The 26,876-nt window shown below is 63.9% G+C and carries 27 protein-coding genes; 12 read left to right on the top strand and 15 right to left on the bottom strand.

Annotated features, from left to right (window positions below; all coding sequences use genetic code 11):
• Positions 1-13 precede the first annotated feature (13 nt).
• The 6 genes from shc (at position 14) to K359_RS0127130 (ending at position 7,162) form a co-directional block, all read left to right on the top strand.
• Entirely contained in the window at positions 14-1,975 is a 1,962-nt protein-coding gene (gene shc / locus K359_RS0127155; RefSeq protein WP_029082138.1) for a squalene--hopene cyclase, read from the top strand.
• Between the two features lie 26 nt (positions 1,976-2,001).
• Complete coding sequence (locus K359_RS0127150; RefSeq protein WP_029082137.1) at positions 2,002-2,706, top strand: phosphorylase; 705 nt, start codon at positions 2,002-2,004, stop codon at positions 2,704-2,706.
• Positions 2,707-3,078: 372 nt separating this feature from the next.
• A complete protein-coding gene (locus tag K359_RS0127145; protein ID WP_029082136.1) occupies positions 3,079-3,723 on the top strand; it encodes a TetR/AcrR family transcriptional regulator in 645 nt (214 codons plus the stop codon).
• Positions 3,720-5,408, top strand: coding sequence for an acyl-CoA dehydrogenase family protein (locus K359_RS0127140; RefSeq protein ID WP_029082135.1), 1,689 nt, complete (start codon positions 3,720-3,722; stop codon positions 5,406-5,408). The genes K359_RS0127145 and K359_RS0127140 overlap by 4 nt, the downstream gene beginning before the upstream one ends.
• 126 nt (positions 5,409-5,534) lie before the next feature.
• Positions 5,535-6,263, top strand: coding sequence for a class II aldolase/adducin family protein (locus tag K359_RS53140; RefSeq protein ID WP_245284727.1), 729 nt, complete (start codon positions 5,535-5,537; stop codon positions 6,261-6,263).
• Complete coding sequence (locus K359_RS0127130) at positions 6,260-7,162, top strand: Rossmann-like and DUF2520 domain-containing protein (RefSeq protein ID WP_029082134.1); 903 nt, start codon at positions 6,260-6,262, stop codon at positions 7,160-7,162. The genes K359_RS53140 and K359_RS0127130 overlap by 4 nt, the downstream gene beginning before the upstream one ends.
• Before the next feature lie 60 nt (positions 7,163-7,222).
• Here K359_RS0127130 and hpnH read toward each other — a convergent pair whose 3' ends face one another.
• Together hpnH and ispH are read right to left on the bottom strand one after the other, a co-directional pair.
• Positions 7,223-8,383 (bottom strand): adenosyl-hopene transferase HpnH, encoded by a 1,161-nt coding sequence (hpnH, locus tag K359_RS0127125; protein ID WP_029082133.1) that lies wholly within the window; start codon positions 8,381-8,383, stop codon positions 7,223-7,225.
• A gap of 45 nt (positions 8,384-8,428) precedes the next feature.
• Entirely contained in the window at positions 8,429-9,355 is a 927-nt protein-coding gene (ispH, locus tag K359_RS0127120) for a 4-hydroxy-3-methylbut-2-enyl diphosphate reductase (RefSeq protein ID WP_029082132.1), read from the bottom strand.
• A 452-nt stretch (positions 9,356-9,807) separates the two neighbouring features.
• Here ispH and K359_RS0127115 point away from each other — a divergent pair, with 452 nt between their 5' ends.
• A complete protein-coding gene (locus K359_RS0127115; RefSeq protein ID WP_029082131.1) occupies positions 9,808-12,423 on the top strand; it encodes an MMPL family transporter in 2,616 nt (871 codons plus the stop codon).
• A 171-nt stretch (positions 12,424-12,594) separates the two neighbouring features.
• On the opposite strand, the gene K359_RS0127110 is transcribed toward K359_RS0127115, so the two are convergent.
• On the bottom strand, positions 12,595-13,239 hold the full coding sequence (locus K359_RS0127110; protein WP_051346438.1) for a DUF2147 domain-containing protein: 645 nt from the start codon (positions 13,237-13,239) through the stop codon (positions 12,595-12,597).
• Positions 13,240-13,341: 102 nt separating this feature from the next.
• Here K359_RS0127110 and hpnO point away from each other — a divergent pair, with 102 nt between their 5' ends.
• Complete coding sequence (gene hpnO / locus K359_RS0127105; protein WP_029082129.1) at positions 13,342-14,733, top strand: aminobacteriohopanetriol synthase HpnO; 1,392 nt, start codon at positions 13,342-13,344, stop codon at positions 14,731-14,733.
• 128 nt (positions 14,734-14,861) lie between these two features.
• Here hpnO and K359_RS0127100 read toward each other — a convergent pair whose 3' ends face one another.
• The 4 genes from K359_RS0127100 to K359_RS0127085 form a co-directional block, all read right to left on the bottom strand.
• Positions 14,862-15,632, bottom strand: a complete 771-nt coding sequence (locus K359_RS0127100; protein ID WP_029082128.1) for an anti-sigma factor — start codon at positions 15,630-15,632, stop codon at positions 14,862-14,864.
• Entirely contained in the window at positions 15,629-16,186 is a 558-nt protein-coding gene (locus K359_RS0127095) for a sigma-70 family RNA polymerase sigma factor (protein WP_029082127.1), read from the bottom strand. Before K359_RS0127095 ends, K359_RS0127100 begins: the two co-directional genes overlap by 4 nt.
• Before the next feature lie 94 nt (positions 16,187-16,280).
• Positions 16,281-16,604 (bottom strand): cupredoxin family copper-binding protein, encoded by a 324-nt coding sequence (locus tag K359_RS0127090; RefSeq protein WP_029082126.1) that lies wholly within the window; start codon positions 16,602-16,604, stop codon positions 16,281-16,283.
• An 11-nt stretch (positions 16,605-16,615) separates the two neighbouring features.
• Positions 16,616-17,566 carry a metallophosphoesterase gene (locus tag K359_RS0127085; RefSeq protein ID WP_029082125.1) on the bottom strand — a complete coding sequence of 317 codons (951 nt, stop codon included), beginning with the start codon at positions 17,564-17,566 and terminating at the stop codon, positions 16,616-16,618.
• 262 nt (positions 17,567-17,828) lie between these two features.
• Here K359_RS0127085 and K359_RS0127080 point away from each other — a divergent pair, with 262 nt between their 5' ends.
• Positions 17,829-18,188 carry a GFA family protein gene (locus K359_RS0127080; protein ID WP_245284726.1) on the top strand — a complete coding sequence of 120 codons (360 nt, stop codon included), beginning with the start codon at positions 17,829-17,831 and terminating at the stop codon, positions 18,186-18,188.
• 96 nt (positions 18,189-18,284) lie between these two features.
• Here the strand turns inward: K359_RS0127080 and K359_RS61575 are convergent, their stop codons facing one another.
• The 4 genes from K359_RS61575 to K359_RS61570 form a co-directional block, all read right to left on the bottom strand.
• Positions 18,285-18,551 (bottom strand): hypothetical protein, encoded by a 267-nt coding sequence (locus K359_RS61575; RefSeq protein ID WP_029082123.1) that lies wholly within the window; start codon positions 18,549-18,551, stop codon positions 18,285-18,287.
• A gap of 71 nt (positions 18,552-18,622) precedes the next feature.
• Positions 18,623-19,525, bottom strand: a complete 903-nt coding sequence (locus K359_RS0127070) for an alpha/beta fold hydrolase (protein WP_029082122.1) — start codon at positions 19,523-19,525, stop codon at positions 18,623-18,625.
• A 7-nt stretch (positions 19,526-19,532) separates the two neighbouring features.
• On the bottom strand, positions 19,533-21,164 hold the full coding sequence (locus K359_RS0127065; protein ID WP_029082121.1) for a GMC family oxidoreductase: 1,632 nt from the start codon (positions 21,162-21,164) through the stop codon (positions 19,533-19,535).
• Positions 21,165-21,263: 99 nt separating this feature from the next.
• Positions 21,264-21,422: a hypothetical protein gene (locus K359_RS61570; protein WP_156928687.1), complete on the bottom strand. Its 159-nt coding sequence runs from the start codon at positions 21,420-21,422 to the stop codon at positions 21,264-21,266.
• Positions 21,423-21,527: 105 nt separating this feature from the next.
• Between K359_RS61570 and K359_RS0127055 the strand changes: the two genes are divergently transcribed.
• Positions 21,528-22,862 carry an amidohydrolase gene (locus tag K359_RS0127055; protein ID WP_029082120.1) on the top strand — a complete coding sequence of 445 codons (1,335 nt, stop codon included), beginning with the start codon at positions 21,528-21,530 and terminating at the stop codon, positions 22,860-22,862.
• Positions 22,863-22,865: 3 nt separating this feature from the next.
• On the opposite strand, the gene K359_RS61565 is transcribed toward K359_RS0127055, so the two are convergent.
• The gene (locus tag K359_RS61565; protein ID WP_156928686.1) at positions 22,866-23,081 is read right to left on the bottom strand and encodes a hypothetical protein; all 216 of its coding nucleotides are present in this window, start codon (positions 23,079-23,081) and stop codon (positions 22,866-22,868) included.
• Positions 23,082-23,109: 28 nt separating this feature from the next.
• On the opposite strand from K359_RS61565, the gene K359_RS0127045 reads away from it, so the two are divergent.
• The gene (locus tag K359_RS0127045; protein ID WP_156928685.1) at positions 23,110-23,733 is read left to right on the top strand and encodes a pyridoxamine 5'-phosphate oxidase family protein; all 624 of its coding nucleotides are present in this window, start codon (positions 23,110-23,112) and stop codon (positions 23,731-23,733) included.
• Positions 23,734-23,749: 16 nt separating this feature from the next.
• On the opposite strand, the gene K359_RS0127040 is transcribed toward K359_RS0127045, so the two are convergent.
• Positions 23,750-24,175, bottom strand: coding sequence for a hypothetical protein (locus tag K359_RS0127040; RefSeq protein ID WP_029082118.1), 426 nt, complete (start codon positions 24,173-24,175; stop codon positions 23,750-23,752).
• A 264-nt stretch (positions 24,176-24,439) separates the two neighbouring features.
• On the opposite strand from K359_RS0127040, the gene K359_RS0127035 reads away from it, so the two are divergent.
• Entirely contained in the window at positions 24,440-25,612 is a 1,173-nt protein-coding gene (locus K359_RS0127035) for a M20 aminoacylase family protein (protein ID WP_029082117.1), read from the top strand.
• A gap of 148 nt (positions 25,613-25,760) precedes the next feature.
• Here K359_RS0127035 and K359_RS0127030 read toward each other — a convergent pair whose 3' ends face one another.
• A complete protein-coding gene (locus K359_RS0127030; protein ID WP_029082116.1) occupies positions 25,761-26,450 on the bottom strand; it encodes an L-2-amino-thiazoline-4-carboxylic acid hydrolase in 690 nt (229 codons plus the stop codon).
• A 38-nt stretch (positions 26,451-26,488) separates the two neighbouring features.
• Positions 26,489-26,875, bottom strand: coding sequence for a RidA family protein (locus K359_RS0127025; RefSeq protein ID WP_029082115.1), 387 nt, complete (start codon positions 26,873-26,875; stop codon positions 26,489-26,491).
• Between the last annotated feature and the right edge of the window lies 1 nt (position 26,876).

The raw sequence follows: 26,876 nt of genomic DNA, 5'->3' as shown, positions 1-26,876 counted from the left end.
GATATCGAGCGAAATGCTTTCGAGAGATCACAGCGTCGCAGTCGATCCGGTCGCGCTGGAGAAGAGTATCTCCAAGGCAACCGAAGCGCTGCTCGGCTATCGCCAGTCCGACGGACACTGGGTGTTCGAGCTCGAGGCCGACAGCACCATTCCGGCCGAGTACGTTCTGCTGCGTCACTACCTTGCCGAGCCGGTCGACGCCGGGCTCGAGGCCAAGATCGCCAACTATCTGCGCCGCACCCAGGGTGCGCATGGCGGCTGGCCGCTGGTGCATGACGGCCCGTTCGACATGAGCGCCAGCGTGAAATCGTACTTCGCGCTGAAGATGATCGGCGATTCCGTCGACGCGCCGCATATGGTGCGTGCGCGCGAGGCGATCCGTTCGCGCGGCGGGGCGTCGGGCAGCAACGTGTTCACGCGCTTCCTGCTCGCGCTCTATGGCGTCGTGACCTGGCGCGCAACGCCGGTGCTGCCGATCGAGATCATGCTGCTGCCGATGTGGTCGCCGTTCCACATCAACAAGATCTCCTACTGGGCGCGCACCACCATGGTGCCGCTGATGGTGCTCGCTGCGTTGAAGCCGCGTGCGAAGAATCCGAAGGGCGTCGGCATCGACGAACTGTTCCTGGAAGATCCGAAGTCGGTCCGGATGGCGCCGAAGGCGCCGCATCAGAGCGCGGGCTGGTTCTATCTGTTCCGCTCGCTCGACGCCGTGCTGCGCGCGATCGAGCCGATGTTTCCGAAGCGCCTGCGCCGGCGCGCCATCGACGCCGCGCTCGCCTTCACCGAAGAGCGGTTGAACGGCGAAGACGGCATGGGCGCGATCTATCCGCCGATGGCCAACATCGTCATGATGTATGAGGCGCTCGGCATGGACGAGAATTTCCCGCCGCGCGCCATCACCCGCCGTGGCATCGACAAGCTGCTCGTGATCGGCGACGGCGAGGCCTATTGCCAGCCCTGCGTCTCGCCGGTGTGGGACACCGCGCTGGCCTGCCACGCGCTGCAGGAGGCCGGCGGCGACGACACCCTTGCCAAGGCCAAGCAGGGCCTCGACTGGCTGAAGCCGCGCCAGGTGCTGGAGCTGAAGGGCGATTGGGCGGTCAAGGCGCCGGACGTCCGTCCCGGCGGCTGGGCGTTCCAGTACAACAACGACCACTATCCCGATCTCGACGATACCGCCGTGGTCGTGATGGCGATGGATCGCGTGCGACGGCAGAGCGGGACCAGGGAATATGACGAGGCGATCGCGCGCGGCCGCGAGTGGATCGAAGGGCTGCAGAGCCGCGACGGCGGCTGGGCCGCGTTCGATGCCAACAACCTCGAATATTACCTCAACAACATCCCGTTCTCCGATCACGGCGCGTTGCTCGATCCGCCGACCGAAGATGTCACCGCGCGCTGCATCTCGATGCTGGGCCAGCTCGGCGAGACCGCCAAGAACAGCAAGGCGATGGCCGACGGCATCGCCTATCTGCGCCGCACCCAGCTGCCTGAGGGCTCCTGGTACGGCCGCTGGGGCCTGAATTACGTCTACGGCACCTGGTCGGTGCTCTCAGCGCTAAATGTCGCAGGGATCGATCGCAACGACCCGATGATTCGCAACGCGGTCGACTGGCTGGCGTCGGTCCAGAATCAGGACGGCGGCTGGGGCGAGGACGCCGTCAGTTACCGGCTGGATTACAAGGGTTATGAAGCTGCGCCATCGACTTCCTCGCAAACGGCATGGGCTTTGCTTGGATTGATGGCAGCCGGAGAGGTCGAAAATCCCGCAATTGCGCGGGGGGTGGAGTACCTAAAGGCAACACAGACGGAAAAAGGGCTGTGGGACGAGCAGCGATACACCGCTACGGGGTTTCCGCGGGTATTTTACTTGCGATATCATGGCTACTCGAAGTTCTTTCCGCTCTGGGCGCTGGCGCGGTATCGGAATTTGAGAAGCACCAATAGCAGGGTGGTAGGGGTCGGGATGTGATTGTTGAGGCGGGGGCCGCCGAGACCGTGGGCAATAGAATTGATCCTCGGCCGGTATTGATCGTGACTGGATTGGTGCAGGAGGCCCGCATCGCGGCGGGGCCCGGCATGATCGTGATCTGCAGTTCGAGCGATCCGCAGCAGCTGCGTGCATTGCTGGCGACGCTGGATCCCATGACGTTCCGCGGCGTGATCTCGTTCGGCGTGGCCGGCGGGCTCGATCCGTCGCTCAAATCCGGCGATGTGGTGGTCGCGACCGAGGTGATGGCCGGCGATACCCGTTTCCTGGCGGCATCCGCGCTGAACGAGGAGATGATCGCCAGCGCCGCGCTGAAGCGCCGCAGGATCGTCCGTGGCGGCCTCGCTGGTGTGGAAGAGGTGATTGCGGCGAAGGCCTGCAAGGCCGCCCTGCGCTCGATTACGGGTGCGGCTGCGGTCGATATGGAGAGCCATATCGCGGCAGCCTATGCCGCAAAGGCAGGCATTCCGTTCGCCGCGCTGCGCGTGATCAGCGATCCCGCGCACCGGGCGCTGCCAGAGCTTGCGAAATCCGCGGTGAAGCCGAACGGCGACATCGACCTGCGCAAGGTGCTGAGGGGCATTGCGCGCAATCCGCGGACGCTGCGGGCGCTGGTGTCGACCGGTATCGACTTCAACCGCGCGCTGCGCTCGCTGCGCAGCTGCCGCGGCTTCCTGCTCGGCAGCGACGTGCTGGTGCCGGTGGAGGCCTGACAAGCCCCGGCAAGGCCTCGCCAGACACGGCGGGCCGCACTGGACCAATGCTGACAACAAAGAGGCCCAGTCGCATCGCGATCGGGCCTTTTGTTTTGGGTGCGCCTGATGACCGGCTTGGTGCCGGGCCGGTCCCGTGCAGTCAGCGCCGGGATTTGCCAGCCACATAGTTGTGAGCTGTGGGTGGTGCCCCCCGCGCGTCCGAGTTCCTGCCGGTCGCGTGCGGCGCTGGCCTCCGACGACGCGGCATGTGCAGCGTCCGGGCGGCCGAGGCCCTGCTGCGGGCGCAGGGCGCCCTCGTGGACGCTTGACAGTCAGGGCCATTCAACCGAATATGAATTATGATCCTGTATTCATGAATTAAGGTTCACTATGGCAATCGCTGCGGTTCGCCTCAATCAGCTCGTCGAAACCAAGGCGCGCATCCTGGACGCTGCCAGGGAGGCGGTGGCGCTGAGTGGCTGGAAGGATGCCCAGATCGCCCTGATCGCCTCACGGGCCGGCGTGGCCACGGGCAGCGTGTACCGCTACTTCGACTCGAAGGCGGACCTCTACGCGCAGGTGCTTGGGCTCGTTTCCGAGCGCGAAGTGGCCGTGGTCGCCGCGATCGTCGAGGCCGAAGGATCTGCGTCGCAGTGTCTGGTGGACGCGATCTACACCTTCTCGGTCCGGGCGATGCGCGGCCGCCGTCTGGCCTACGCGCTGATCGCCGAACCCTGCGAACCCGAGATCGACGCGGCGCGCCTGAAATACCGCGCGGCGCTGGCCGACCAGATCGCACGGCTGGTCCGGCGCGGCATCGCCAGCGGTGAGTTCGTCGAGATCGACGCCAACGTCGCAGCTTCCTGCGTAACCGGCGCTTTCATGGAGGCGCTGGTTGGTCCTCTGGCGCCCGAAGCGGCCGCGGATTCCGACGCGGCCAAGGCGATCGCGCAATCGATCGCCGGGCTTTCCGCGCGCATGCTGTTTCGCCACGCCACGCCTGAATTGACCCCTGTATCGCGAGTCTCCGCATGAATGCGCGTGTCCAGCCGGTTGCCGTCGCGGCAACGAAAGCCAGTTCGTTTGCGACCCACGAAGTCCGCAATCAGGCGCGGCCGGCGACAGGCTTCAACGCGTTCGACGATGATCGCGCGTTGAGCGGCCTCATCGCAACGTTCACGCCGTGGGCAAAGGATAAGCTCTCTGCGCTCGGAGCCCATGCCGGCTGCGAAGCCGTGCAGGAGGCGGCGAGGCTTGCCAACGAGCACGAACCAAAACTCTTGACCCATGACCGGTATGGCAACCGGAACGACTGGGTCGAATTTCATCCGGCGTGGCATCAGTTGATGGCGCTGGCGTTCCAGAGCGAGGTCCACAGCCTGGCCTGGTCGACCAGTGAACCGCACGGACATCTTGCGCGCGCGGCGCTGAGCTATCTCTGGAATCAGATCGAGAACGGCGTCGGTTGCCCCACGGGAATGGCTTACGCCGCGATCGCGGGGTTTACCGGCAAGCCGCAATTCAGCCTGTGGCGGGAACGCACGCTGGCCGCCGACTACGATCCGCGGCGGCTCCCGATCGAGGACAAGCGAGCGGCTGTCATCGGCTATGCGATGACCGAGAAGCAGGGCGGCTCCGATCTGCGCGAAACCCAGACCACCGCGCGCCTCGTCGAGCGCGGCGCGCATGGCGAGATCTATGCGATCACCGGCCACAAATGGTTCTTCTCGGTGCCGGTCGCCGATGGGTTCTACACGCTGGCGCAAACCCAATCCGGTGTCAGCTGCCTGTTCGTACCGCGCCTGCTGCCGGATGGGAGCGCCAACCGCCTCCACATCCAGCGCCTGAAGGACAAATGCGGCAACCGTTCCAACGCCTCGAGCGAGATCGAATATCACGACACCTGGTCGATCCTGGTCGGTGAAGAAGGACGCGGCATCCGGGAAATTCTTTCGCATGCGCATCTGACCAGGCTGGATTTCGCGGTCGGCTCCGCCGGCCTGATGCGGCAGGCGTTGAGCCTGGCCTTGAACCACGCGCAAACGCGAACGGCGTTCGGCAAGCCGATGGCCGAGCTTCCGATGCAGCGCAACGTGCTCGCCGACCTCGCGCTCGAGAGCGAGGCGGCGATGCTCGGCGCATTCCGGGTCGCGCGTGCGACCGACGGCCTGCAAACAAGCGACCACGAACGGCTGCTGGCGCGGGTTGCCACTCCGGTGGTGAAGTTCTGGAATTGCCAGCGCGCCCCTTCTTTCACCTACGAGTGCCTGCAGGTGCATGGCGGCAACGGCTTTATCATGGAGAACCCGATGGCGCGGCTCTATCGCGAGGCGCCGCTGAACTCGATCTGGGAAGGCACCTCGAACATGATGTGCATGGACGTGCTGCGGGCCATGCAACGCGATGCAAACTGCCGCGACGCATTCGTCGACGAACTGCGCGCGAGCAGGGGCCTCAACCCGATCTATGACAAGAGCACGGACGATCTCGCCGATCGACTGCGCGCGCGATATCCTGACGACGGGCATGCGCGGGCACTGGTCACCCGCATGGCGCATGCGTTGCAGGCTGCCGAAATGTTGCAGCATGGCGACGCCGCTGCCGCCGATCTGTTCGTGCAATCCAGGCTTGGCGCAGACGGCGCGCACGTGTTCGGCGCGCTGCCATCGTCGGAAGCCCTCAGCCGTATCGTCGCGCGCGCCTCCGTCATCCATCACTAGGGAAGCCCAGTCACATGCGTCAGAGCGAAGTTTGTGCCGTCAACGACATCAGGGCCGTTGTGGGCGAAGAGGAATGGGCGACCCGGGTCGATCTCGCCGCGTGCTACCGTGGTCGCGCTCTATGGAATGACCGACCTGATCTACAACCACATCAGCGCGCAAATCCCGGGGCATGACGATCAGTACCTGATCAATCCGTATGGCATGCTGTATGAGGAGATCACGGCGTCGAGCCTCGTCAAGATCGACATCGAGGGCCGCACCCTGTTGCAGCCCGATCACGGCTACAATGTCAACGTCGCCGGTTTCTATCTGCATGCTCCGATCCATCGCGCGCGGCCCGACGTGAAGTGCGTTCTGCATACCCACACCAGGGCGGGCACGGCGGTCAGCACGCTGGCCGAGGGGCTGCTTCCACTGTCGCAGACGGCGATGCGGTTTCACGGGCGGATCGGCTATCACGATTTTGAGGGGCCGGCGATCGATCGTGACGAATGCGATCGGGTCGTCGCCGATCTCGGCCGCAACAACGTGCTGGTGTTGCGCAATCATGGCCTCTTGGTCTGCGGCAACACGATTCAGCAGGCGTTCAACGCGATCTACTGGCTGGAGCAGGCCTGCCGGATCCAGGTCGATGCGCTCGGTTGCGGCCGGCCGCTGCACACGCCCACCGAACTTGCGATCGATAACACGGTGACCTGCTTTGCCGGCACCGAGATCACGCTCGACAATGAGCGCGACACCAATCCGGTGCTGAATGAAACAGCGCAAAATCTGCAAGCCGGTTACGGCCTGCTGGAATGGCCGGCGCTGCGGCGCAGGCTCGACCGCATCGACGGGAGCTATGCGCAATGAGCACGTCGCTAACGGCGCTGCGGATCGGCTTCATCGGTGCCGGCCGCGTCGCGCAAACGCTCGCGCCGGCGTTCGCCCGCGCGGATCTGAACGTTGCGGCCTTCTACAACCGCGGCGGTGATGCCGCGCAGCAGCTCGGATCCCGCGTGCCGTCGGCACGGCCGATGACGCACGCGCAACAGGTCGTGGACAGCTGCGATATGGTTTTCCTGACGGTGAGCGACGACGCGATCCTGCCGGTCTGCCGCGATTTGCGCTGGGAGCCGCGTCACCGCGTGGTCCATTGCAGCGGCGCGACCGAGCTTTCGGCACTCGATCATGCGAAAGCCGCGGGCGCAGCAACCGGCGGATTTCATCCGATGCAGATGTTTGCCAATCCCGACGTCGCGCTCGAGGGGTTGCGCGGATGCACCGTCGGCATTGAGGCAGAGCCCGATTTCAGGCGCGACCTCGAACAACTCGCTGTCAGCATCGGCTGCGAACCGCTGGCGCTGCCGGCCGGCGCGCGGGCGCTCTATCATGCCTCGGCCTATTATGTCGGTCCGTTCCTGATCGCGCTGCTCAAGGAGGGCGTCGAGCTCTGGAAGAGTTTTGACGCCAGCGAGGCCGACGCACTGCGTGCGATGATGCCGCTGCTGCGCGGGACGGTCGCGGCCGTTCTCGACGGTGGCCTCGCCAACGGCATGGGCGGCTGCGTGGCGCGCGGCGACGTTGGAACGATCCTCAAGCACCTCAAGGCCCTGGACGAGCGTTTTCCTCCCTCGGGCGCGTTGTATCGCGAGCTCGCCCTGCGCAATGTCCCGCTCGGGATCGAGCGCGGCACACTCAGCGCACCGCGCGCGGCAGAGATCGAGAAGGTGCTTCGACGGAGTAGCCGGGAAGAGCAGGCGGTCCCCTGATCGAAAAAAGGCCCCGGTTCGCTGAACCGAGGCCTTTCATCATTCTGCTCACACAAAGCCTTAGGCCGCAGTGGAAGCCTTCTGCTGCTTCTTGGCGGCGGCAGCGTCCGCCTCGTCGCGGCGGATCTCCGAGAGCTTCTTCTGGACCTGCTCGGCGAAGATGTACTGCGCTGGACGCTGCTTCGACATGTCGATCTCCGGCGCCATCGGGCCGGTCGTCCTGATGCCGCGCAATGCCACCCACATCGCCTTCAGCGGATTGTTGATCGCAGCGGTCGCTGCGGTCGGCTCGTAGCCGCAATGCGCCATGCAGTCGGCGCACTTCTCATACTTGCCGGTGCCGTAGGTCTCCCAATCGGTGGTGTCCATCAGCTCCTTGAAGGTCTTGGCGTAGCCTTCACCGAGCAGATAGCAGGGCTTCTGCCAGCCGAAGATGTTGCGTGCCGGCATGCCCCAGGGCGTGCACTCGTATTCCTGGTTGCCGGCGAGGAAGTCGAGGAACAGGCCGGAATGCATGAAGTTCCACTTCTTGCCCTTGCCGAGCGCAAAGACGTCGCGGAACAGCTTCTTGGTCTTGGTGCGGTTGAGGAAGTGCTCCTGGTCGGGCGCACGCTCATAGGCGTAACCCGGCGACATCGAGACGCCGACGCCGAGCTCGGTGGTGAAGTCGAGGAACTTTGCGATCTCCTCGGCCGGATGGCCGTCGAAGATGGTGGCGTTGACGTTGACCGTGAAGCCGCGGGCCTTCGCCGCCTTGATCGCGGAGACGGCGCGATCGAACACGCCCTTCTGCGACACTGCCTTGTCGTGATGATCCTTCAGGCCGTCGAGATGCACCGAGAAGAACAGGTAGGGCGACGGCTCGAACAGATCGAGCTTCTTCTCGAGCAGCAGCGCGTTGGTGCACAGCGAGACGAACTTCTTGCGCGCGACGAGGCCGCGCACGATCTCGCCGATCTCCTTGTGGATCAGCGGCTCGCCGCCGGGAATTGCCACCATCGGCGCGCCGCATTCATCGGCTGCGTCCCAGCATTCCTGCGCAGTCATGCGGCGATTGAGGATCGCATCCGGATAGTCGATCTTGCCACAGCCGACGCAGGCGAGGTTGCAACGGAACAACGGTTCCAGCATCAGCACGAGCGGATAGCGTTTGCGGCCAAGCAGCTTCTGCTTGATCAGATAACCGCCGATACGCATTTCCTTGAAGAACGGTATAGCCATTAGACGATTTTCTTTCTGCACTTATCAAAGGGAAGTGGGTTCAGATCAGCCCGCAGTCAGTTCGGCCGGCAGCCGGAATTCGATATTCTCTTCGCGGCCCGGAACGACCGAGACCGACACCGGTCCGATGCGCCGCAGGGCCTCGATCACATCGTCGACCAAAACCTCGGGCGCTGAAGCGCCCGCGGTGATGCCGACGGCCTTCGCATCCTTCAGCCAATCCGGGTTGAGCTCGCTCCCATCGGCAATCAGATAACTCGCGACGCCGACCTCGGTGCCGATTTCGCGAAGTCTGTTCGAGTTGGAACTATTGGCGGCCCCCACCACCAAAATGACGTCCACCAGCTTGCTTAGGTCCCTTACCGCAGATTGGCGGTTCTGTGTCGCATAGCAGATATCCCTGATGTCCGGGCCTTGAATATCTGTAAATTTTGCCTGAAGAGCCGCGATTATGTCCCTGGTGTCGTCCACGGACAACGTGGTCTGGGTGATGTAGGCAACCGGGGCGTCGGTCGGCAGCCTCAGTTCCGCCACATCCTGAACGCTCTGGACCAGCAGGACCGGCCCCGGAACCTGCCCCATGGTGCCCTCGACCTCGGGGTGGCCGGCATGCCCGATCAGGATCAGGGCGCGGCCCTTCGCGATATAGCGTTTGCCCTGGTTGTGGACCTTGGTGACAAGCGGGCAGGTGGCATTGAGCACGGGCAAGTCGCGCTCGGCAGCCTCCTGCTCGACGCTCCTCGCCACGCCATGGGCGCTGAAGACGGTCACCGCCTTGGCCGGCACTTCCGACAGGTCCTCGACGAAGATCGCGCCCTTCTTCTTCAGGCTTTCGACCACGTATTTGTTGTGAACGATCTCGTGGCGGACATAGACCGGCGGGCCATACTTCTGCAACGCGCGTTCGACGATCTCGATCGCGCGTACAACGCCCGCACAAAAGCCGCGCGGCTGAGCAAGAAAAACTTCCATCGGACTTTCGCTACGCAAATTGCACCAATCTCATTCAATGCCCTGCGGCCGTTTCGGCAACGCACTCCACACGTCGGACGCCGCAACGTCAGTTGCAATGTCCGCACCATCACAGGTCCTGCACGGGATCCGTGCCCCAAACGCATGGAAATACAGGCTTTTGTGGCAAAAAGGTAGCGCCTCGCGCGGGTGGGCGGTCAACCAGGAGGGGTGTATGAGGTAATATGGTGTGGATTTCGGGCCCTGCGACCCTCAGTCCCCCTCACTTGTTCGTCACTTTATCGCCCTCTGATGCGGTTTATACCGGCCACTCGTGGCCGTTTCCTGTCGTTTGGAACCTCCTCGCCATCGCGTCGAGGAAGGTAACCAAAACAACATTAGATCGGTCCCGGGAACTCCGCTACAGAGCGGGCGTTTTCGGCCATGCTTCCCCGAGATTAGAAAGAAACGAAGTGCTGACAAATATTGTCGTCTCCGTTGTTCGAACCTGTACGCGTTTTGCCCTTCCGGTTGTGATTTTCGCTGTGCTGCTGTCGATCGGCGCCGGCTTCTATACGGCCCGCAACTTCTCGATCAACACCGACATCAACAAGCTGATCTCGCCCGATCTGGATTGGCGCAAGCGCGACAACCAGTTCGAGGAGGCGTTTGATCGCGAGCGGCTGATCCTGGCCGTGGTCGAGGCCGCGACGCCGGAGCTGACCAGCTCGGCCGCGAAGGCGCTCACCGCGAAGCTGCAGGCCGACAAGAAGAACTTCGAGGCGATCACCGCGCTCGGCTCCGGCGAGTTCTTCGAGAAGAACGGCTTGCTGTTCCTGCCCACCGAAGAGGTCGGCAAGGTCACGGGCCAGCTCGGATCGGCCGCGCCGCTGATCGAGATCATGGCGGGCGATCCTTCGATTCGCGGGCTGACCGGCGCGCTCGAGACCGGCCTTGCCGGCGTCAAGCGCGGGCAGGTCAAGCTCGACAATGCCGCTCCGCCCTTCAACCTGATCTCCCAGACCGTCGAGACCATCCTCGCCAAGGGCAACGCGACCTTCTCCTGGCGCGAGCTCACCAGCGACACGCCGCTGACTGATTCGGACAAGCGCGCCTTCATCGAGGTCAAGCCGATCATCGACTATTCGGCGCTGGAGCCGGGCAAGGCCGCAACCGACGCGATCCGGCAGGCGGCCGCCGATCTGAAATTCCCGACCGAGTATCACGCGCGCGTCCGCCTGACCGGACCCGTGCCGATCGCCAACGAGGAATACGCCACCGTGCAGGACGGCGCGATCACCAACGGCATCGGCACCGTGGTGATCGTGCTGGTCATCCTCTGGCTGGCGCTGCATTCCGGCAAGATCATCTTCGCCGTGTTCGTGAACCTGTTCATCGGCCTTGCGCTCACCACGGCGGTCGGTCTGATGATGGTCGGATCGCTGAACCTGCTCTCGATTGCCTTCGCGGTCCTGTTCATCGGTCTCGGCGTCGACTTCGGCATCCAGTTCAGCGTCCGCTACCGCTCCGAGCGCTTCAAGAACGATAATCTCACGCTGGCACTTGAGAACGCGGCGCGCCGCTCGGCGGTGCCGCTGTCGCTTGCGGCGATGGCGACCGCCGCCGGCTTCCTGTGCTTCCTGCCGACCGACTACAGGGGCATCTCCGAGCTCGGCAAGATCGCCGGCGCCGGTATGCTGATCGCATTCCTCACCAGCATCACGGTGCTGCCGGCGCTGCTCGATCTGCTCAACCCGCCGGGCGAGAAGGAGCCGGTCGGCTATGCCTTCCTGGCGCCCCTCGACCATTTCCTTGAAAAGCACCGCATCCCGATCATCGTCGGCACGATCTTGATCTCCGTCGCTGGTCTGCCGCTGCTCCACTGGATGAAGTTCGACTTCAATCCGATCAACCTGCGCAGTGCGAAGGTGGAATCGATCGCGACGTTCCTCGACCTGCGCAAGGACCCGAACACCGGCGCCAACGCCATCAATGTGATGACGCGCTCGGAAGCCGACGCCAAGAAGATCGAGGCCAAGCTCGAGAAGCTGCCGGAAGTGTCGCGCGTGATGTCGCTCGACAGCTTCGTGCCGGACGACCAGCCGGCCAAGCTGAAGCTGATCGCGCAGGCGGCCAAGACGCTCAATCCGGCGCTCAATCCGGATTCGGTCGATCCTGCGCCGTCCGACCAGGAGAACATTGAGTCGCTGAAGAGCTCGGTCGACAGCCTGCGCAGGACCGCCGGCGACAACAAGGGGCCGGGTGCGGTTGCGGCGCGCCGGCTGGCCGACGCGCTGCAGAAGCTTGCCGATTCGAACCAGGCGACCCGCGACAAGGCGCAGGAGGTGTTCGTCGCGCCGATGAAGATCGTGTTCGACCAGCTCAAGAACACGCTGCAGGCCCAGACCGTCACGCTGCAGAGCCTGCCGCCGGAACTGGTCGCGAGCTGGAAGACCAAGGATGGCCTGATGCGCGTCGAGGCGGAGCCGAAGGGCGATCCGAACGACAACGACAATCTGCGCCGCTTTGCCGACGCTGTGCTCGTTGCCGAGCCGACCGCGATCGGTGGACCGATTTCAATTCTGAAATCTGGCGATGTCGTCGTGGACGCCTTCATTCACGCCGGCATTCTGGCGCTTGTGGCGATCAGTGTGCTGCTGTGGCTGGCATTGCGCCGTGTCGTCGACGTGCTGCTGACGCTGGTGCCGCTCCTGGTCGCCGGCATCGTCACGCTGGAGATCTGCGTGCTGATCGGGCTGCCGCTCAACTTCGCCAACATCGTCGCGCTGCCGCTGCTGCTCGGCGTCGGCGTGGCGTTCAAGATTTACTATGTCACGGCGTGGCGCCAGGGCAGAACGAATCTGCTGCAGTCGAGCCTGACGCGTGCGATCTTTTTCAGCGCGCTGACCACGGCGACCGCGTTCGGCAGCCTGTGGCTGTCCAGCCATCCCGGCACTGCGAGCATGGGCAAGCTGCTGGCGCTGTCGCTGGTCACCACGCTCGCCGCGGTGTTGCTGTTCCAGCCGGCGCTGATGGGCAAGCCGCGCGAGGTCGGCAAGGAGGAAGATATCGCCAACGACGTCACCTGACGTCTTCGGCGCCTGACGCCCTGGCGGTCTGCTTTCGATCAGGCTCCGGCGGCAGCGCCGCCGAGCCCGTGATTTCGGCGCTAAGCGCGCCAGTCAATCCTGGCGCGCTCGAGCATTGGAGTGCTCTCGCGCGCGACCACACCGCTTGACGGTGTGGCCGGCTCGCTGCCGCTAACGCGTCGGCTTTGCGATGTCCGGGAGCAGGCAGATATCGCCCACGAGATCGGCCGACGCATTGGCGTTGGCTGGCGGGTTGACCGCCTGCTTTTGAGCCGGCTTGGTGGCAGGCGCCACGACGCCGGTGGTTTTTGGCGCTTGAGGCGCTGCCGATTTGGGCAGGGCGCCCTTCGCAGCAGGGTTGCCGGCGACGCTGACCGGGATCGGCGGACTGACGCGGGTCCAGGTCTCGCCGCCGCACAGGAAGCCGAGCACGCAGCCCTGGATCTCGAGCTGATCGGTGCCGACGGGCTTGATGGTCGAGCTGTAGAGCTGGCCATCCTTGGCGTTGTAGACCTGACCTTCCCACGCATCGACGCCGGCCTTCTTCTTCATGTCGATCAGGATCGGCATGCCGAGCGTCGGCCGGCTCTGCTTCGCGGGATCAGGATTGTTCTTATCCTTGCCGCCGGGGGTTTTTTCCCAGGACACCGCACCCCACATGCTGCCATTACACTGGGCGACGCGGATGGTTGCGACACCGTCTGCGACCTTCCAGTCGCCGGTGGGGTCCGCAGCAAGTGCCGGTGATAATACGGTGGCCAAAAATAAACCTGAAAAGGCTATTGTACGCGCGAAAGTTCTTGGGCAGTGCAACATGGTCCAAACCTGTGCTTAACTGGACGATCCGAGCGGGGGTCAAAACGCCGCGAGCGAGCGTTTTAAGTTGACGAGATGGCCATCAACCGACGTATGTAACGAATGGTAAGTTCCAATTTAGACGTTTCCGAGATTTTTGTGGAGCGGGAGGGGCAGCGCGGTGCCATGCACACGCGTCACCTCAACGAGCAGCTCGTTCGCGTCCTCAAGACCATCGGCTACGACGTCGGCTTCCAGAAGGGGCAAGGCCAATACCTCTTCGATCGTCAGGGGGCTCGTTACCTCGATCTATTGAGCGGATTTGGCGTTTTTGCGATCGGCCGTAATCATCCGGACCTGCGCAAGGCGCTGAAGAGCGTGCTCGACGCCGATCTGCCGAATCTGGTGCAGCTCGACGTCTCCACGCTCGCCGGCGTCCTCGCGGAACGGCTTCTGGAATATGTTCCATATCTGGACAAGGTGTTTTTCGCCAATTCCGGCGCCGAAACCGTCGAAGCCGCGATCAAGTTCGCGCGCGGCGCCACCGGCCGTCCCGGCATCGTCTATTGCGGGCATTCGTTCCATGGCCTGTCCTACGGCGCGCTGTCGCTGACCGATGATTCGAATTTCCGCAGCGGCTTCGAGCCGCTGCTGCCGGGCTGCACCCCGATACCCTACAACGATCTCGAGGCGCTGGAGAAGGCGCTGTCGTCGCGCCAGGTTGGCGCGTTCATCGTCGAGCCGATCCAGGGCAAGGGCGTCAACATGCCCACCGACGAGTTCCTGCCCGGCGCGCTGGCGCTGTGCCGCAAATACGGCACGCTGTTCATCGCCGACGAGATCCAGACCGGCATCGGCCGCACCGGAAAGTTCCTCGCAGTCGAGCACTGGGGCATCGAGCCCGACATGGTGCTGCTGGCGAAGGCGCTCTCCGGTGGTCACGTGCCGATCGGCGCGCTGCTGACGCGCAAGAACATCTTCGACAAGATCTTCAACCAGATGGACCGCGCGGTCGTGCATGGCTCGACCTTTGCGAAGAACGATCTGGCGATGGCCGCCGGCATCGCCACGCTCGACGTCATCAAGGCCGAGAAGCTCGTCGAGAACGCCGCCAAGCGCGGCGCCGAGCTCCGCCTTGCGCTGACCCGCATGGTGCCGGGCTACGAATTGATGAAGGAAGTCCGCGGCAAGGGCCTGATGATCGGCGTCGAGTTCGGGCCGCCGAAATCGCTGCGCCTGAAGGCATCGTGGAATCTGCTGGAGACCGCCAACAAGGGTCTGTTCTGCCAGCTCATCACGGTGCCGCTGTTCAAGGATCACAAGATCCTGACCCAGGTCGCCGGCCACGGCCTCCACACCATCAAGCTGCTGCCGCCGCTCGTCATCACCGAACAGGACTGCGCCTGGATCGAGAAGTCGTTCGACGAGGTGATCGCCGGCAGCCACAAGGTGCCCGGCGCGATCTGGTCGCTCGGCAAGACGCTGGTCGACAACGCGGTGCGCAAGTCGGCGTAAGCCTGAAGCTGACTCATCCGACATTGCGAGCTGGGTAAGGCGGATTAGCCGAAGGCGCAATCCGCCGACGGTTGCAACCGACGAGGGACTGACGGCGGGTTACGCTGCGCTAACCCGCCCTACGTATCTCACCCCTCCTTGTTGGCGCGCATCGCGCTCTCGAACTTGTCGCCGAATTCGGTCAGCTCGTCGGCGCCGAGATCGCTGACGGCCCAGTAATTCAGGCCGCGGTCGCTCCAGCGGCGGATGTTGAAGCCCTGCAAGGTCGAGATCTTCGCCGGGTGCCGTTCGGTGTTCGCCGTCTGCGCCACGAACAGGTTGATGACGTGCTGGCGCCGCTTGTAGACCACGGCGCCGATCTCGCGGGTGTTGACGTAGTCGAGCCGGCCGCCGATCAGGGTGAAGCCCTGCGCGGTGAGGTCGATCACCGGTGGCGAGACGTCGAGCTTGCCGTTGAACCAGGGCTTGACCGTGTGCTGATCGGTCGAGATCACGTCGGTGAGGTGGCCGGCCTGCAGCGAACGCAGATGCGCCGACACCACCTCGCTCTCGATGCGCTGCTCGTCGTCATTGCGCAGCACGACCGCGACAAGGCCGGTCGCGGCCATCGCCGATACCGCGGAGCCGAGAGCGAAACCACGCAGCACCGAGCGCCGGCTCGGCGCCGCCTGCACCTGCACCTGCGGCAATGCCTTCTCGATCTTGCGGCGCAGCTCGAGCGGCGCCTTGTAGCGCACGTCGCTCTCGGCGATCGCCTGGCGGATCTCCTGATACTCCTTCATCAGGGCGGCGCAATGCGCGCAACCCTCGATGTGGGCTTCCACTTCGCGTGCATGGCCGGCGTCGAGTTCACCGTCGATCAGCGCGTGGACCAGCACTTCGGCTTCCTCGCAGGTCATTTCACTTGCTCCTGTTCCGCAAGCCAGGCCGATCGCAGCATGGCGCGGGCGCGCGCGAGGCGGGACATCACGGTGCCGACCGGCACCGCGGCGACATCGGCGATCTCGCGGTATGAAAGATTCTGGATTTCCCTGAGCACGAAAGTCTCGCGGAACGGTTCGGCGAGCGCCGCGACCAGCTTGCGCACGGTGTCGCCGTCGAAACGGCGCAGCAGCTGCTTTTCCGGTGTCTCCGGGGCTTCGTTCCAGAGCGGGGTCTGCTCGCCGCCTTCGGGCAGCTCCTCGACCGCGGTGGGGGCGGTCTTGCGCCTTGCATATTCGGCGCGGCAGACATTGCGCAGGATCGCGAACAGCCACGGCTTCATGGCAGGTCCCCGGTAACTGTCGAAATGCTTGTAGGCGCGCAGATAGCATTCCTGCACCGCATCTTCGGCGTCGGCGGCATCGCGCAGCAGGTAGCGCGCCAGCGTGTAGGCGTCGTCGAGATACGGCAGCGCGGCCTCGCGGAAGCGCCGCGCCTTCTCGGGATCGTCTTGCGACGCTTTGACAACCATCGTGTCCTGTCCGGCTGGTCGAGAGACGGCTTGTGCCCGGCCGGGGGCGGAGGGCCACCGGCCAGGTATGGCTGTGATTGTACGGGTGGTCACGTTACCCAACCTTGATATTGCCTGTCATGTGCGGATGCAGCGAGCAGAAATACTTGTACTCGCCGGCTTCCGTGAAGGTGAACGAGAAGGTGCCGTCAGTATCCATGGTCTTGGAGCGGAATTTGCCCGCACACACCACGGTGTGCGGGATGTCGTCTCGATTGGTCCAGGTCACGGTGGTGCCGACCTTCACGTCGAGCGGGTTCGGCGTGAACGAAAAGTTGTCGATATGGACCGCGGTGTCTTCGGCGCGGGCCGCCGTGACCGGCAGCAGCATGGTCGCGACCACGGCTATACCGAAGTCGCGTCGATTGATCGAACTCATCGGTCTCTTCCTCAACCCTGCAGCGGCGTGTCGATGATCGCCAGCGGCTGGCTGTTCTGCTTGAAGTTGATGCTGGCGACGCCGAGCATGCTGCGCAGCTTGGCATCCTCGACCTTCATCGGGCCGGGCGAGGGCGCGGAACCGGGCGCCGGCTGCGGGAAGGCGGTCGAACGCGCGGTGTGGAAGGTGACGTTGCCCTCGACCTTCTGCATCACCTGGTGGATGTGGCCGTTGAGCACGGTGACCGAGCCGAAGCCCTTGACGTATTCGAGCGCGCGGGCGCCGTCCTCGGTGCCCCAGCCCCATTGCGGATAGACCGTCCACAGCGGGATGTGGGCGAACAGCACGATCGGCGTCGACTTCGAACGGCCCTTGAGGTCGTTCTCCAGCCATTCCAGCTGCTCGTTGCCGAGATTGCCGAGGCCGCCGCCCTTGAGGTCGACGACGTTGACGAGGCCGATGAAATGCACGCCGCCGGCATCGAACGAATAGTAGCCCGGACCCTTGGTGCCGCGGCCGTAACGTTCCTTGTAGAGCTTGACCTCCTCGTCGATGAAGTCGTGCTCGCCCGGCACGTAGTGCACGTCGAGCTTGGCCTGCGAGATGATGCGATCGGCGTCATCGAATTCGGACGCCTTCGACAGATGCGTGATGTCGCCGGTGTGGATCATGAAGGACGGCTTGACCTGCATCGCGCGGACCTTGTTGATTGCCTCTTCCAAGGTGCCGATAGCGTTCGGGTTGGCCGGCTTGTCGAAGCCGACATGGCTGTCGCTGATCTGCATGAAGGTCATGCCGGTGGGCTCTGCAGCCTGGGCCGAGCCGATGATGCCGAGCGAATGCGGCACGCCGCCGGTGACGGTCCACAGCACGCCGGTTCCGGCCCAGGTCATGCATTCCAGTACCTTGCGTCGGCTGACGCCTTTTTCCTCATCGTGGTGGTCGTGATCGTGTCCGCTCATGGCAAGTCTCCCGTGGGCCCCAGGGATTGGGTTTCCGGGTAGGTGATCAGGGGTGCCGGGGCTTTATTCCCGGGGCTGCGGCGGTGCGTCGGGACGCGATGACGATTTCGTGAGGGCCCGCGCGACAGGTGGACGCAAGGGCAAGATGCGTCATTGCCGCCCAACGGCTTGCGGCGCTATCGACCCATCAAACCACTGATCGGCCGGAGGAAACCATGGCGACGTGACCGGCGGCTGTCACTGCGGCGCGATTCGTTATGAGGTGACCGGGGAACCGATCGTCCATGCGCTGTGTCATTGCAGCGATTGCCGGCGTCATGCCGGCGCGCCGATGGTCGGCTGGGTGATGGTCGCCGAGGACATGGTCAAGCTGACCAAGGGGCAGCCCAGGATCTACCAATCCTCGGAGCACGGCCGGCGGCACTTCTGCGCGGATTGCGGCACCGGGCTTTTCTACACCAATGGCAACATGTTGCCCGGGTTCATCGACATTCAGAGCGGCACCTATGACGACCCCGGCGGGGTGCCGGCCGTCGTGCATATCCAGGTCGCCGAGCGGCTGCGCTGGATGGAAGATGCGCATGAGCTGCCGACCTTCGACCGCTTTCCGCCGCCGGCATGACCGGCGATCGGCGATGATGCGTGCCGCAACATGGAAACGCTGCGCAACATAGATGAACGGCCGCAACAAAGCTGTTTTGCAGCCGTCAGCATAATGTCAGCGCTGCTGCGTAATGATGCCGGACTTCATTCGCCACACCGGGAGATCACCATGAGCGACCACGCAGGCGTTGAGCATCACCACAAGGCAGCTGAACATCACGAGCACGCGGCGCGTCATCACCGCGAAGCCGCCAAGCACCACGAAGCCGGCGACCATCACAAGGCGGCGCATCACGCCCACAGCGCCCATGGTCACGCCAGCCATGCCCAGCATCACCACACCGAGGCGAGCCGGCATCACGCCGAGCACCACGGCAAGCACTAATAACCGTTCCAGTACTGCGTGCGTGGCTTCCGCCGTCCCCGCCAGGGGACGGCGCTTTTCTTTTTGATCTACTCCGCGCGTCTTGCAAACGTCCTGACCGCGGCAACCTTCAGCTCCGGCGCCTCCTGCGCGACGCAATGCCCGACGCCGTCGAACGTCCAGCGGCTCGCGTGCGGGATCAGCGCCGCGGCTCGGTCGGCCATCAGCTTGTAGACCGATCCTGACTGCTCGGTGGTGGCGATGCAGACCGGGCAGGTGATCTCGGAGAGCCACGGGAATGGATTGCCGCGGGCATCGCCGGTGTAAATCTGTTCCATCGCCTGGACGATCGGCAGCAGCAGCGCGGACTCGATCTCCGGCGTGCAGCGCAGCCGCACGCGGCCGTCGTCGAGCTTAGCAAACCCGTGATGGACATAGGCCCAAAGCGATCGCTCGGTCCATGGCGCGAACGCGGGCGCGGTGCGCAGCCGCTGGAACAGCGCATCCGCGCTGTCGAACTCGGCCCGGCGGCGCAGCGCGCCCTGCACGGACGCGCTCGACATCTCGCTCAAGCCGGCGGTCCGCGGCGCGTGCGGGTCCATCACGGTCGGCTCCGTCACGAACAGGCGTGCGAAGCGGTCCGGCATCAACTTCGTGGCAAGCAGCAGGTCGGTCGCGCCGGCGCTGTGGCCTATGCCGTAGATGTTATGCAGGTCGAGGCGTTCGGCCACCATGCAGATATCTTCGGCGAAATCCTGGAAGTGATAGCGATCGGCTGATGGCTTGTGGCTCAGGCCGTGGCCGCGACGGTCGAGCGCATAGACCGTATAGTCGGCGGCGAACGCCTCGGCCACTTCGGTCCAGACCTCGGCGACGAAGCCGGTGCCGTGCAGCAGCAGCGCGGGCGGCTTGCCGGAAGCGGGCTCGCCCCATCGCGCCACCGCGATCGCGGTGCCGGCATCGCCAACGAGAATTCGCTGCGGCTGCGTCATCGTCGCTCTATCGCGCATCCTGCAAAATCATCGTGGCGGCCTTCTCGGCGATCATCGCGGTCGGCGTGTTGGTATTGCCCGAGGTGATGGTCGGCATCACGGAAGCATCCGCGATGCGCAGGCCGTTGAGGCCGTAGAAGCGCAGGCGCTCGTCGACCACGGCCATCGGATCGCTGGCCATGCCCATCTTCGCGGTGCCGACGGGGTGGAAGATCGTGGTGCCGATGTCGCCGGCGGCCTTGGCCAGCGAGGCGTCGTCGTCGCCGACCGCCGGACCGGGCAGGAATTCCTCGGGCTGATATTTCGCAAGCGCCGCCTGCTTCATCAATTTGCGCGTGGTGCGGATCGCATCGGCTGCGACCTGGCGGTCATCTTCGGTCGACAGATAGTTCGGCGCGATCGACGGCTTGTCGTCGGGCGCGGTCGATTTGATCCGCACGGTGCCGCGCGAGGTCGGCTGCAGATTGCAGGCGCTCACCGTGATCGCCGGGAAGCGGTGCAGCGGATCGCCGAACTTGTCGAGCGACAGCGGCTGCACATGGAACTGGATGTTGGCGCGCGAGCGCGTCGCGTCCGAGCGGGTGAAGATGCCGAGCTGCGACGGCGCCATGGTCAGCGGCCCGCGGCGGCGGAACGCATAGTCGAGGCCCATCAGGCCGCGGCGGACCAGGTTGTAATAGGTCTCGTTCAGCGTGCGCACGCCCGACACCTTGTAGATCGCGCGCTGCTGCAGATGGTCCTGCAGATTATGGCCGATGCCCTGCACATCGGCTACGATGTCGACGCCGAGCGGCGACAGCCATTCGGCCGGGCCGATGCCGGAGCGCTGCAGCACCTGCGTGGTTCCGATCGAGCCGGCGCAGAGAATCACTTCGCCCTTGGTGCGGGCCTCCACCACCTCGTTGCCTTGCTCACTTCCCTGGCGGAACAGCACGCCGGCGGCGCGGCCGCTCTCGATGATCAGGCGGTCGACCAGCACGTCAGTCTCGAGCCGCAGATTGCTGCGGTTCAGCACCGGCTTGAGGAAGCCGCGCGCCGACGACCAGCGCCGGCCGCGCTTCTGGTTGACGTGGAAATAGCTGGTGCCCTCATTGTCGCCGGTGTTGAAATCGGGAATGCGCTTGATGCCCATCTCTTCCGCGGCATCGCCGACGGCGTCGAGGATCTGCCATGACAGCCGCGGCGCCTCGATGCGCCAGCCGCCGCCGACACCGTGATGCTCGCTTTCCCCGAGAAAATGATCCTCGAGCCGCTTGAACGCCGGCAGCACGTCGCTGTAGCTCCACCCCGTGAGGCCGAGCTGCCGCCAGTGATCGTAATCCGCGGCCTGGCCGCGCATCGAGATCATGGCGTTGATCGCCGACGAGCCGCCGATCACCTTGCCGCGCGGATAGGCGAGCGCGCGGCCGTTGAGGCCGGGCTCCGCCTCGGTCTTGAACATCCAGTCCGAGCGCGGATTGCCGATCGCAAAGAGATAGCCGACCGGGATGTGAAACCAGATCCAGTTGTCCTTGCCGCCGGCTTCCAGCAGCAGCACGCGCTTCTTCGGATCGGCCGACAGGCGGTTGGCCATGATGCAGCCCGCCGTGCCTGCGCCGACGATAATGTAGTCGTAATCACCCTCGAGCCTTCGCGGCATGTCCTCGTTCCCGGCAAGCGTCTCTTGTTGGTCCCTATTAGTCAGACGCAGCCGGTCGAGACAAGCCCGGCGAATGACGCCGGGCATGCGCTGGATTGATCAGGGACGGGTGGGTTCGGCGAGTGTGACCTCGGGGCCGGGCCGCGGCACACAGAGGATGAGGGTCAGCATACCGATCGCGAGCAGCGCGCCGACGAGCGCGAGCGGTGCGTAGATGCTCCCGGTTGCCCACTGACCGACGCGCTCCGGATAGGCCATTGTTTCCGGTCGCCTTGCCTGCTTAGATCGTGCAGCCGAGCCCGGCCGGGCGATGCAGCAAGTTCCTCGGGATGCCGTATCCGGATTTCGGCTGGAGCGATTGCCATGAACAAAATTGTTCTAACGCTGCTTGCCTCCGCGGCGCTCTGCGCTTCGCTGCCGCACAGCGCGCATGCTGAACTTGATGTCGTGAAGCTGAAGGGCGCGATCGAGAAGTCGGTCGAGACCGACTATCCGAAGCTCGACGCGCTTTACAAGGACATTCACGCCCACCCGGAGATCGCTTTTCAGGAGGAGAAGACCGCGGCCAAACTGGCTGCCGAAATGCGGGCGCTGGGCTTCGACGTGACCGAACACGTCGGCAAGACCGGGCTGGTCGCGATCTACAAGAACGGCGAGGGCCCCGTCATCATGGTGCGCACCGAGCTCGATGCGCTGCCGATGGAAGAAAAGACCGGCCTTCCCTATGCCAGCCACGACAAGACGATCTGGCAGGGACGGGAAACCTTCGTGGCCCATAGTTGCGGCCACGACATTCACATGGCGAGCTGGGTAGGGACGGCCAAGGCGCTGATCGGCCTGAAGGACCAGTGGCGCGGTACGCTGATGTTCATCGCCCAGCCGGCTGAAGAGATCGTGGCGGGCGCCAAGGCCATGCTGGCGGATGGCCTCTTCACGCGATTTCCAAAGCCCAATTTCGGCTTCGCCTTGCACGACCCGTTCGCATATGGAAACGTGCGCTATCGCGTCGGGATCGGCTCATCGGCTGCCGATGGCCTCTATGTCAAATTCCGTGGCCGCGGCGGGCACGGCGCGGTGCCGCAGGCGACCATTGATCCCGTGATGATGGCCGCGCGCTTCGTCGTCGATGTTCAGAGTGTGATCAGCCGCGAAAAGGACCCGACCGAATTCGGCGTGGTCAGCATCGGCTCAATTCACGGCGGCACCGCGGCAAACATCATCCCCGACGATGTGGTGCTGTTCGGCACCATTCGTACCTTCAAGCCCGAGGTGCGCGCCAAGATGCTTGCAGGCATCGAGCGGACGGCAAAGGCGGTCGCCACCATGTCGAATGCGCCGGAGCCCGAGATTACGATCAGCGAAGGGACCAAGGCCGTAATGAATGATCCCAACGTGGTCGGCATGGCCGAAAAGGTGCTGAAGGCGGCGTTTGGCGACAAATTCGCAACTTCACCGCCGGGCACGCCCAGCGAGGACTATTCGGAATTCGTCAATGCCGGGGTGCCCTCGATGTTTTTCAACATCGGAATCTACGAGCCGGAACGCGTCGCCGCGGCCCGCGAAGGCAACGGCCCACCATTGCCGTCCAACCACTCGCCCTTGTTCGCGCCGGTGCCGGAGCCGACGATCAAGACCGGCGTGACGGCCATGACGCTGGCCGTGCTGAGCGCGTTCGACCAGCAGGCGCGGGGACAATAGCCGTCAGCGGCGGCCCGATGCGCGCTGGAAATTCCTGTTGCCGCGGCGCTGCACCGCGCAGGTGAACTGCAGCCAGATGCTCACATCGGGCCAGGGCACGGCCGTCATCGACGCCTTTTCAGCCGATTCGGACCTGGATGGCTTTTCACGCCGATGCCGAATGAATAGGCTTTCTTTATTGGCCGGCTGAATTGCCAGGAAATATTCCGGCCGCGTCAAACGTTGCTCAACTTGCTGGAGGATTCCCGTGGCAGACCCGGTCCGCGCCCCTTTCTACCACGACGGAATGCGTGAGTTGCAGGACCGCTTCGACGGTCGTCGTGTTGCCGACGGCCTCGAGAAGCATCGCCTCCACTTCGAGTTCTGGGAACAGGACCGCAAGCTCATCGAAGAGGCGCGGTTCTTTTTCATTGCGACGAGCTATCAGGATAACGTCGATTGTTCGATGCGTTCCGGCGATCCCGGCTTCGTGAAGATCACTGGGCCCGACACGCTGGAGTTCCCTGAGTACGACGGCAACAACATGTACCGCACGCTCGGCAATATCCACCGCAACCCGAACATCGGGTTGCTGTTTGTACGCCTCGACGGCAAGACGTTTCGTACGCGCATCCGGGGCAAAGCAACGATCCATGACAGCGCGGAAGCGCTTGCCGGGCATCATGGCGCGAAGGTTGTCGTGCGCGTCACATGCGAAATCTTTCCAAATTGCCCGCGCTACGTTCCGGACCTGATGGGTGCTTCAGCTGATGTGCCCGCGAATCTGTTCGTTCCCCGGCCAGGCTACGAGCCGCCCGCACCGGAATGGAAAAGCCGGGATTATCTCAAAGACGTCCTTTCGAAATACGACCCGCACCGGAGACGTGAATAGGGGAGAAAACCCGCGATCAGGGCAGCGGCGCCATGTAGGGAATGCTGGCGACCAGCGCGAACACCTGAACCGCGTTGCACAGCATGCCGCCCCAATGCAGCCGGCGCAGCCGCCGCACCGCGGTGGGATCACCTGAGTCCCGCGCGTTCGCCTCGGCGTCGAGCCGCTGCAGAAACCAGCGGCGCGCCAGCACCGCAAATCCCGCGATCAACGCGATGCCGAGCGCGACGGCTGGCCGGCCGGCCGCGGCAAAAGCCAGTGTCCCGATCACACCCGAGACCGTGAGCACGAGGAAGTAGGCATTGAACATGCCGCGCATCAGGCGGGTGACGGGCGGGACGTCGAGCTTCACAAGCAGGAACGCCGGCGCCGCCAGCAGGAAATAGCCCATCGGCACCAGCAGGATGATGGTGGAGAACAAGACCGCCTGATCCGGCGTCATGCAGCCGCCCCTTTTTTGAAGGCCTGAGGATTCTCGGTGCGGAAACCTGAGGTAGTATCCGCGCGGGATATCTCCGGCACTATTAGGCTTTGGTCGGATGCGATCGTATCAGGCCTGACGTCCGCGCAAAGTGCCGCGAGAAGCATTCTGCCTCCCATTTGCGAATGCTGGCCCCAGCCGCAGGCAATGCCACATCTGTTGGGTGGACCGGCTCTTGCATGCTAAACAGGCACAAGTCGTGCAACCTTCGAGGCCAGAATTCTCATGCCCATCGTCAACCGCGTCGCCGATCTGCAACCCGATATTCAGGCCTGGCGCCGCAACATCCATGAAAACCCCGAGCTGCTCTATGATGTGCATCGCACCGCATCATTCGTGGCCGATCGTCTCAGGGAGTTCGGCTGCGACGAGGTCGCCACCGGCCTCGGCAAGACCGGCGTGGTCGGGGTCATCAAGGGCAAGAAGGGGCCGGCCAAGGGCGACGTCAAGGTGATCGGCTTGCGCGCCGATATGGACGCGCTGCCGATCCATGAACAGACCAACCTGCCTTACGCCTCAAAGACTCCGGGCAAGATGCACGCCTGCGGCCATGACGGCCACACCGCGATGCTGCTCGGCGCGGCGCGCTATCTCGCCGAGACGCGCAATTTCGCCGGCGATGCGGTCGTGATCTTCCAGCCCGCCGAGGAGGGCGGCGCCGGTGCCGCCGCGATGATCAAGGACGGCCTGATGGATCGCTTCGGGGTCGAGCAGGTCTACGGCATGCACAATGGCCCGGGGATTCCGATCGGCTCGTTCGCGATCCGCTCCGGCCCGATCATGGCCGCAACCAACGCGATCGACATCAAGATCGAGGGCCTTGGCGGGCATGCCGCCCGGCCGCACAAATGCATCGATACCGTGCTGGTCGGTGCGCAGCTGATCACGGCGCTGCAGCAGATCGTCTCGCGCACCGTCGATCCGCTGGATTCCGCTGTCATCTCGATATGCGAATTCCACGCCGGAAACGCCCACAATGTGATCCCGCAGACCGCAGAATTGCGCGGCACCGTGCGCACGCTGACCAATGAGGTTCGCCAGCTCGTCGAGAAGCGCGTGCGCGAAGTCGTGGATGGCGTCGCCAAGATGACCGGCGCCAGGATCGAGCTCAACTATGAGCACGGCTATCCCGTCACCGTCAATCACGGGCCGCAGACCGAGTTTGCCACCCGCGTTGCGCGCGAGGTCGCCGGCGCGGCCAATGTGCACGAGATGCCGCCGTTGATGGGCGCCGAGGATTTTTCCTACATGCTGGAAGCGCGGCCTGGCGCCTTCATCTTCTGCGGCAACGGCGACAGCGCCGGCCTGCATCACCCCGCCTACAATTTCAACGACGAGGCAATCGTCTACGGCACCTCGTATTTCGTGAAGATCGTGGAGAACGCGCTGGCGGCGTGATGCCGCCGTCCGCGTCACCTTGGTTCAACGAACGCGTCATGGCCGGGCGAAAGCGCGAAGCGCGTCTTCGCGCTGGATGTCCCGGCCATCCACGGGTTTCCTTACATCGAACCGAAGAGGTGGATGCGAAGCGCACACGTGTGCGGTTCTAGTCCGTCGGGAGCCGCGAGAATCGGAAATTGCAGTGGCTCGCGCCGCTAGCCAGCGTTTGGGTCCTTTGCAGGTGGATGCCTCGGGTTGCATAGGCGTCGAAATCAAGCCCGCAAATGTTCGGCAGGATGTCTTTATCGCCATGGCGAGCCGCGAATTTGCAAAAGCCGCAAGCCTTGTAGTCGATGCCGAATTCGAAGCTGTCACCCGGGCCCGGCTCGACGAAATCGTAGACGAAATCTTCCGGAAATTCCTTCTGATGGCTTTTTGTTGCGCTTTGTGTCGCCTGCTCGCGCAGCAAAGCCTGATTCTCAGATGACATGAATTGACGCCCCGAGGCGAGACGTTCTGCTTCGGGCACCGTGAGCAGTTGCGCCTTGTAGGTTTCTCGCTCGATTTCGCCGATCACCGAGAGCGACACGCCGTGTCGCCGAAGCACGCGGCTGATAGCCATGAATCCGATCAGACGCATGAAGAAATCGCTCATGCGACTTGCGGCGCCTCCGACATAAGGCATTTGGGTGAGCACGATTTCGAATTCGTCCATCACCTCCTGCCTGATCCCGGCAATTCCGGATAGATGCGCGCGCTCGCGCAACATCGCCTCCGCAAGGTCGAGGCGATGGCGCATGGCGACCTCCATTGCACCGCGATGCGACTCGTAAAACGGATGGATGATCTCAGGCATTGGACATCCTCTCTCATCAAACCCTCGGCATCCGCGCTTCACTCGGCAGCGATCGCCTCGATCTCCAGCAACCATTTGCCGTCGACGGTTTCGGCGATCATGACCGTCGATGCGGGTTCGTTTCCATCGAGCATCTTGCGGCGAATGGCGCGGTTGGGGACCAGCTGGCTCTTGTCAGTCAGGAACGTGTTGATCTTGACCAAATGCTCGACGCCGAGGCCGGCGGAGGTGAGCACTTCGATGACATTGCGCCAGGACTGCTCGCATTGCGCCTCGAACCCTTCGGGCACGCTGCCGTCGGAATTCTCCGGCACCTGGCCGCTGATGAACAGCAGCCGGCGGTGCTGGCCAACTTCCAGCCCCATGCTGTAACCGCTGGAGGGAGCGTGGACGGCAGCGGGATTGTGACGGACGAGATGAGCCATG

The sequence above is a fragment of the Bradyrhizobium sp. th-b2 genome (genome assembly GCF_000426785.1).
Taxonomy (GTDB): domain Bacteria; phylum Pseudomonadota; class Alphaproteobacteria; order Rhizobiales; family Xanthobacteraceae; genus Bradyrhizobium; species Bradyrhizobium septentrionale.
Note: the sequence above shows the minus strand (reverse complement) of the source record. Positions and strands in the feature narration are given on the sequence as shown.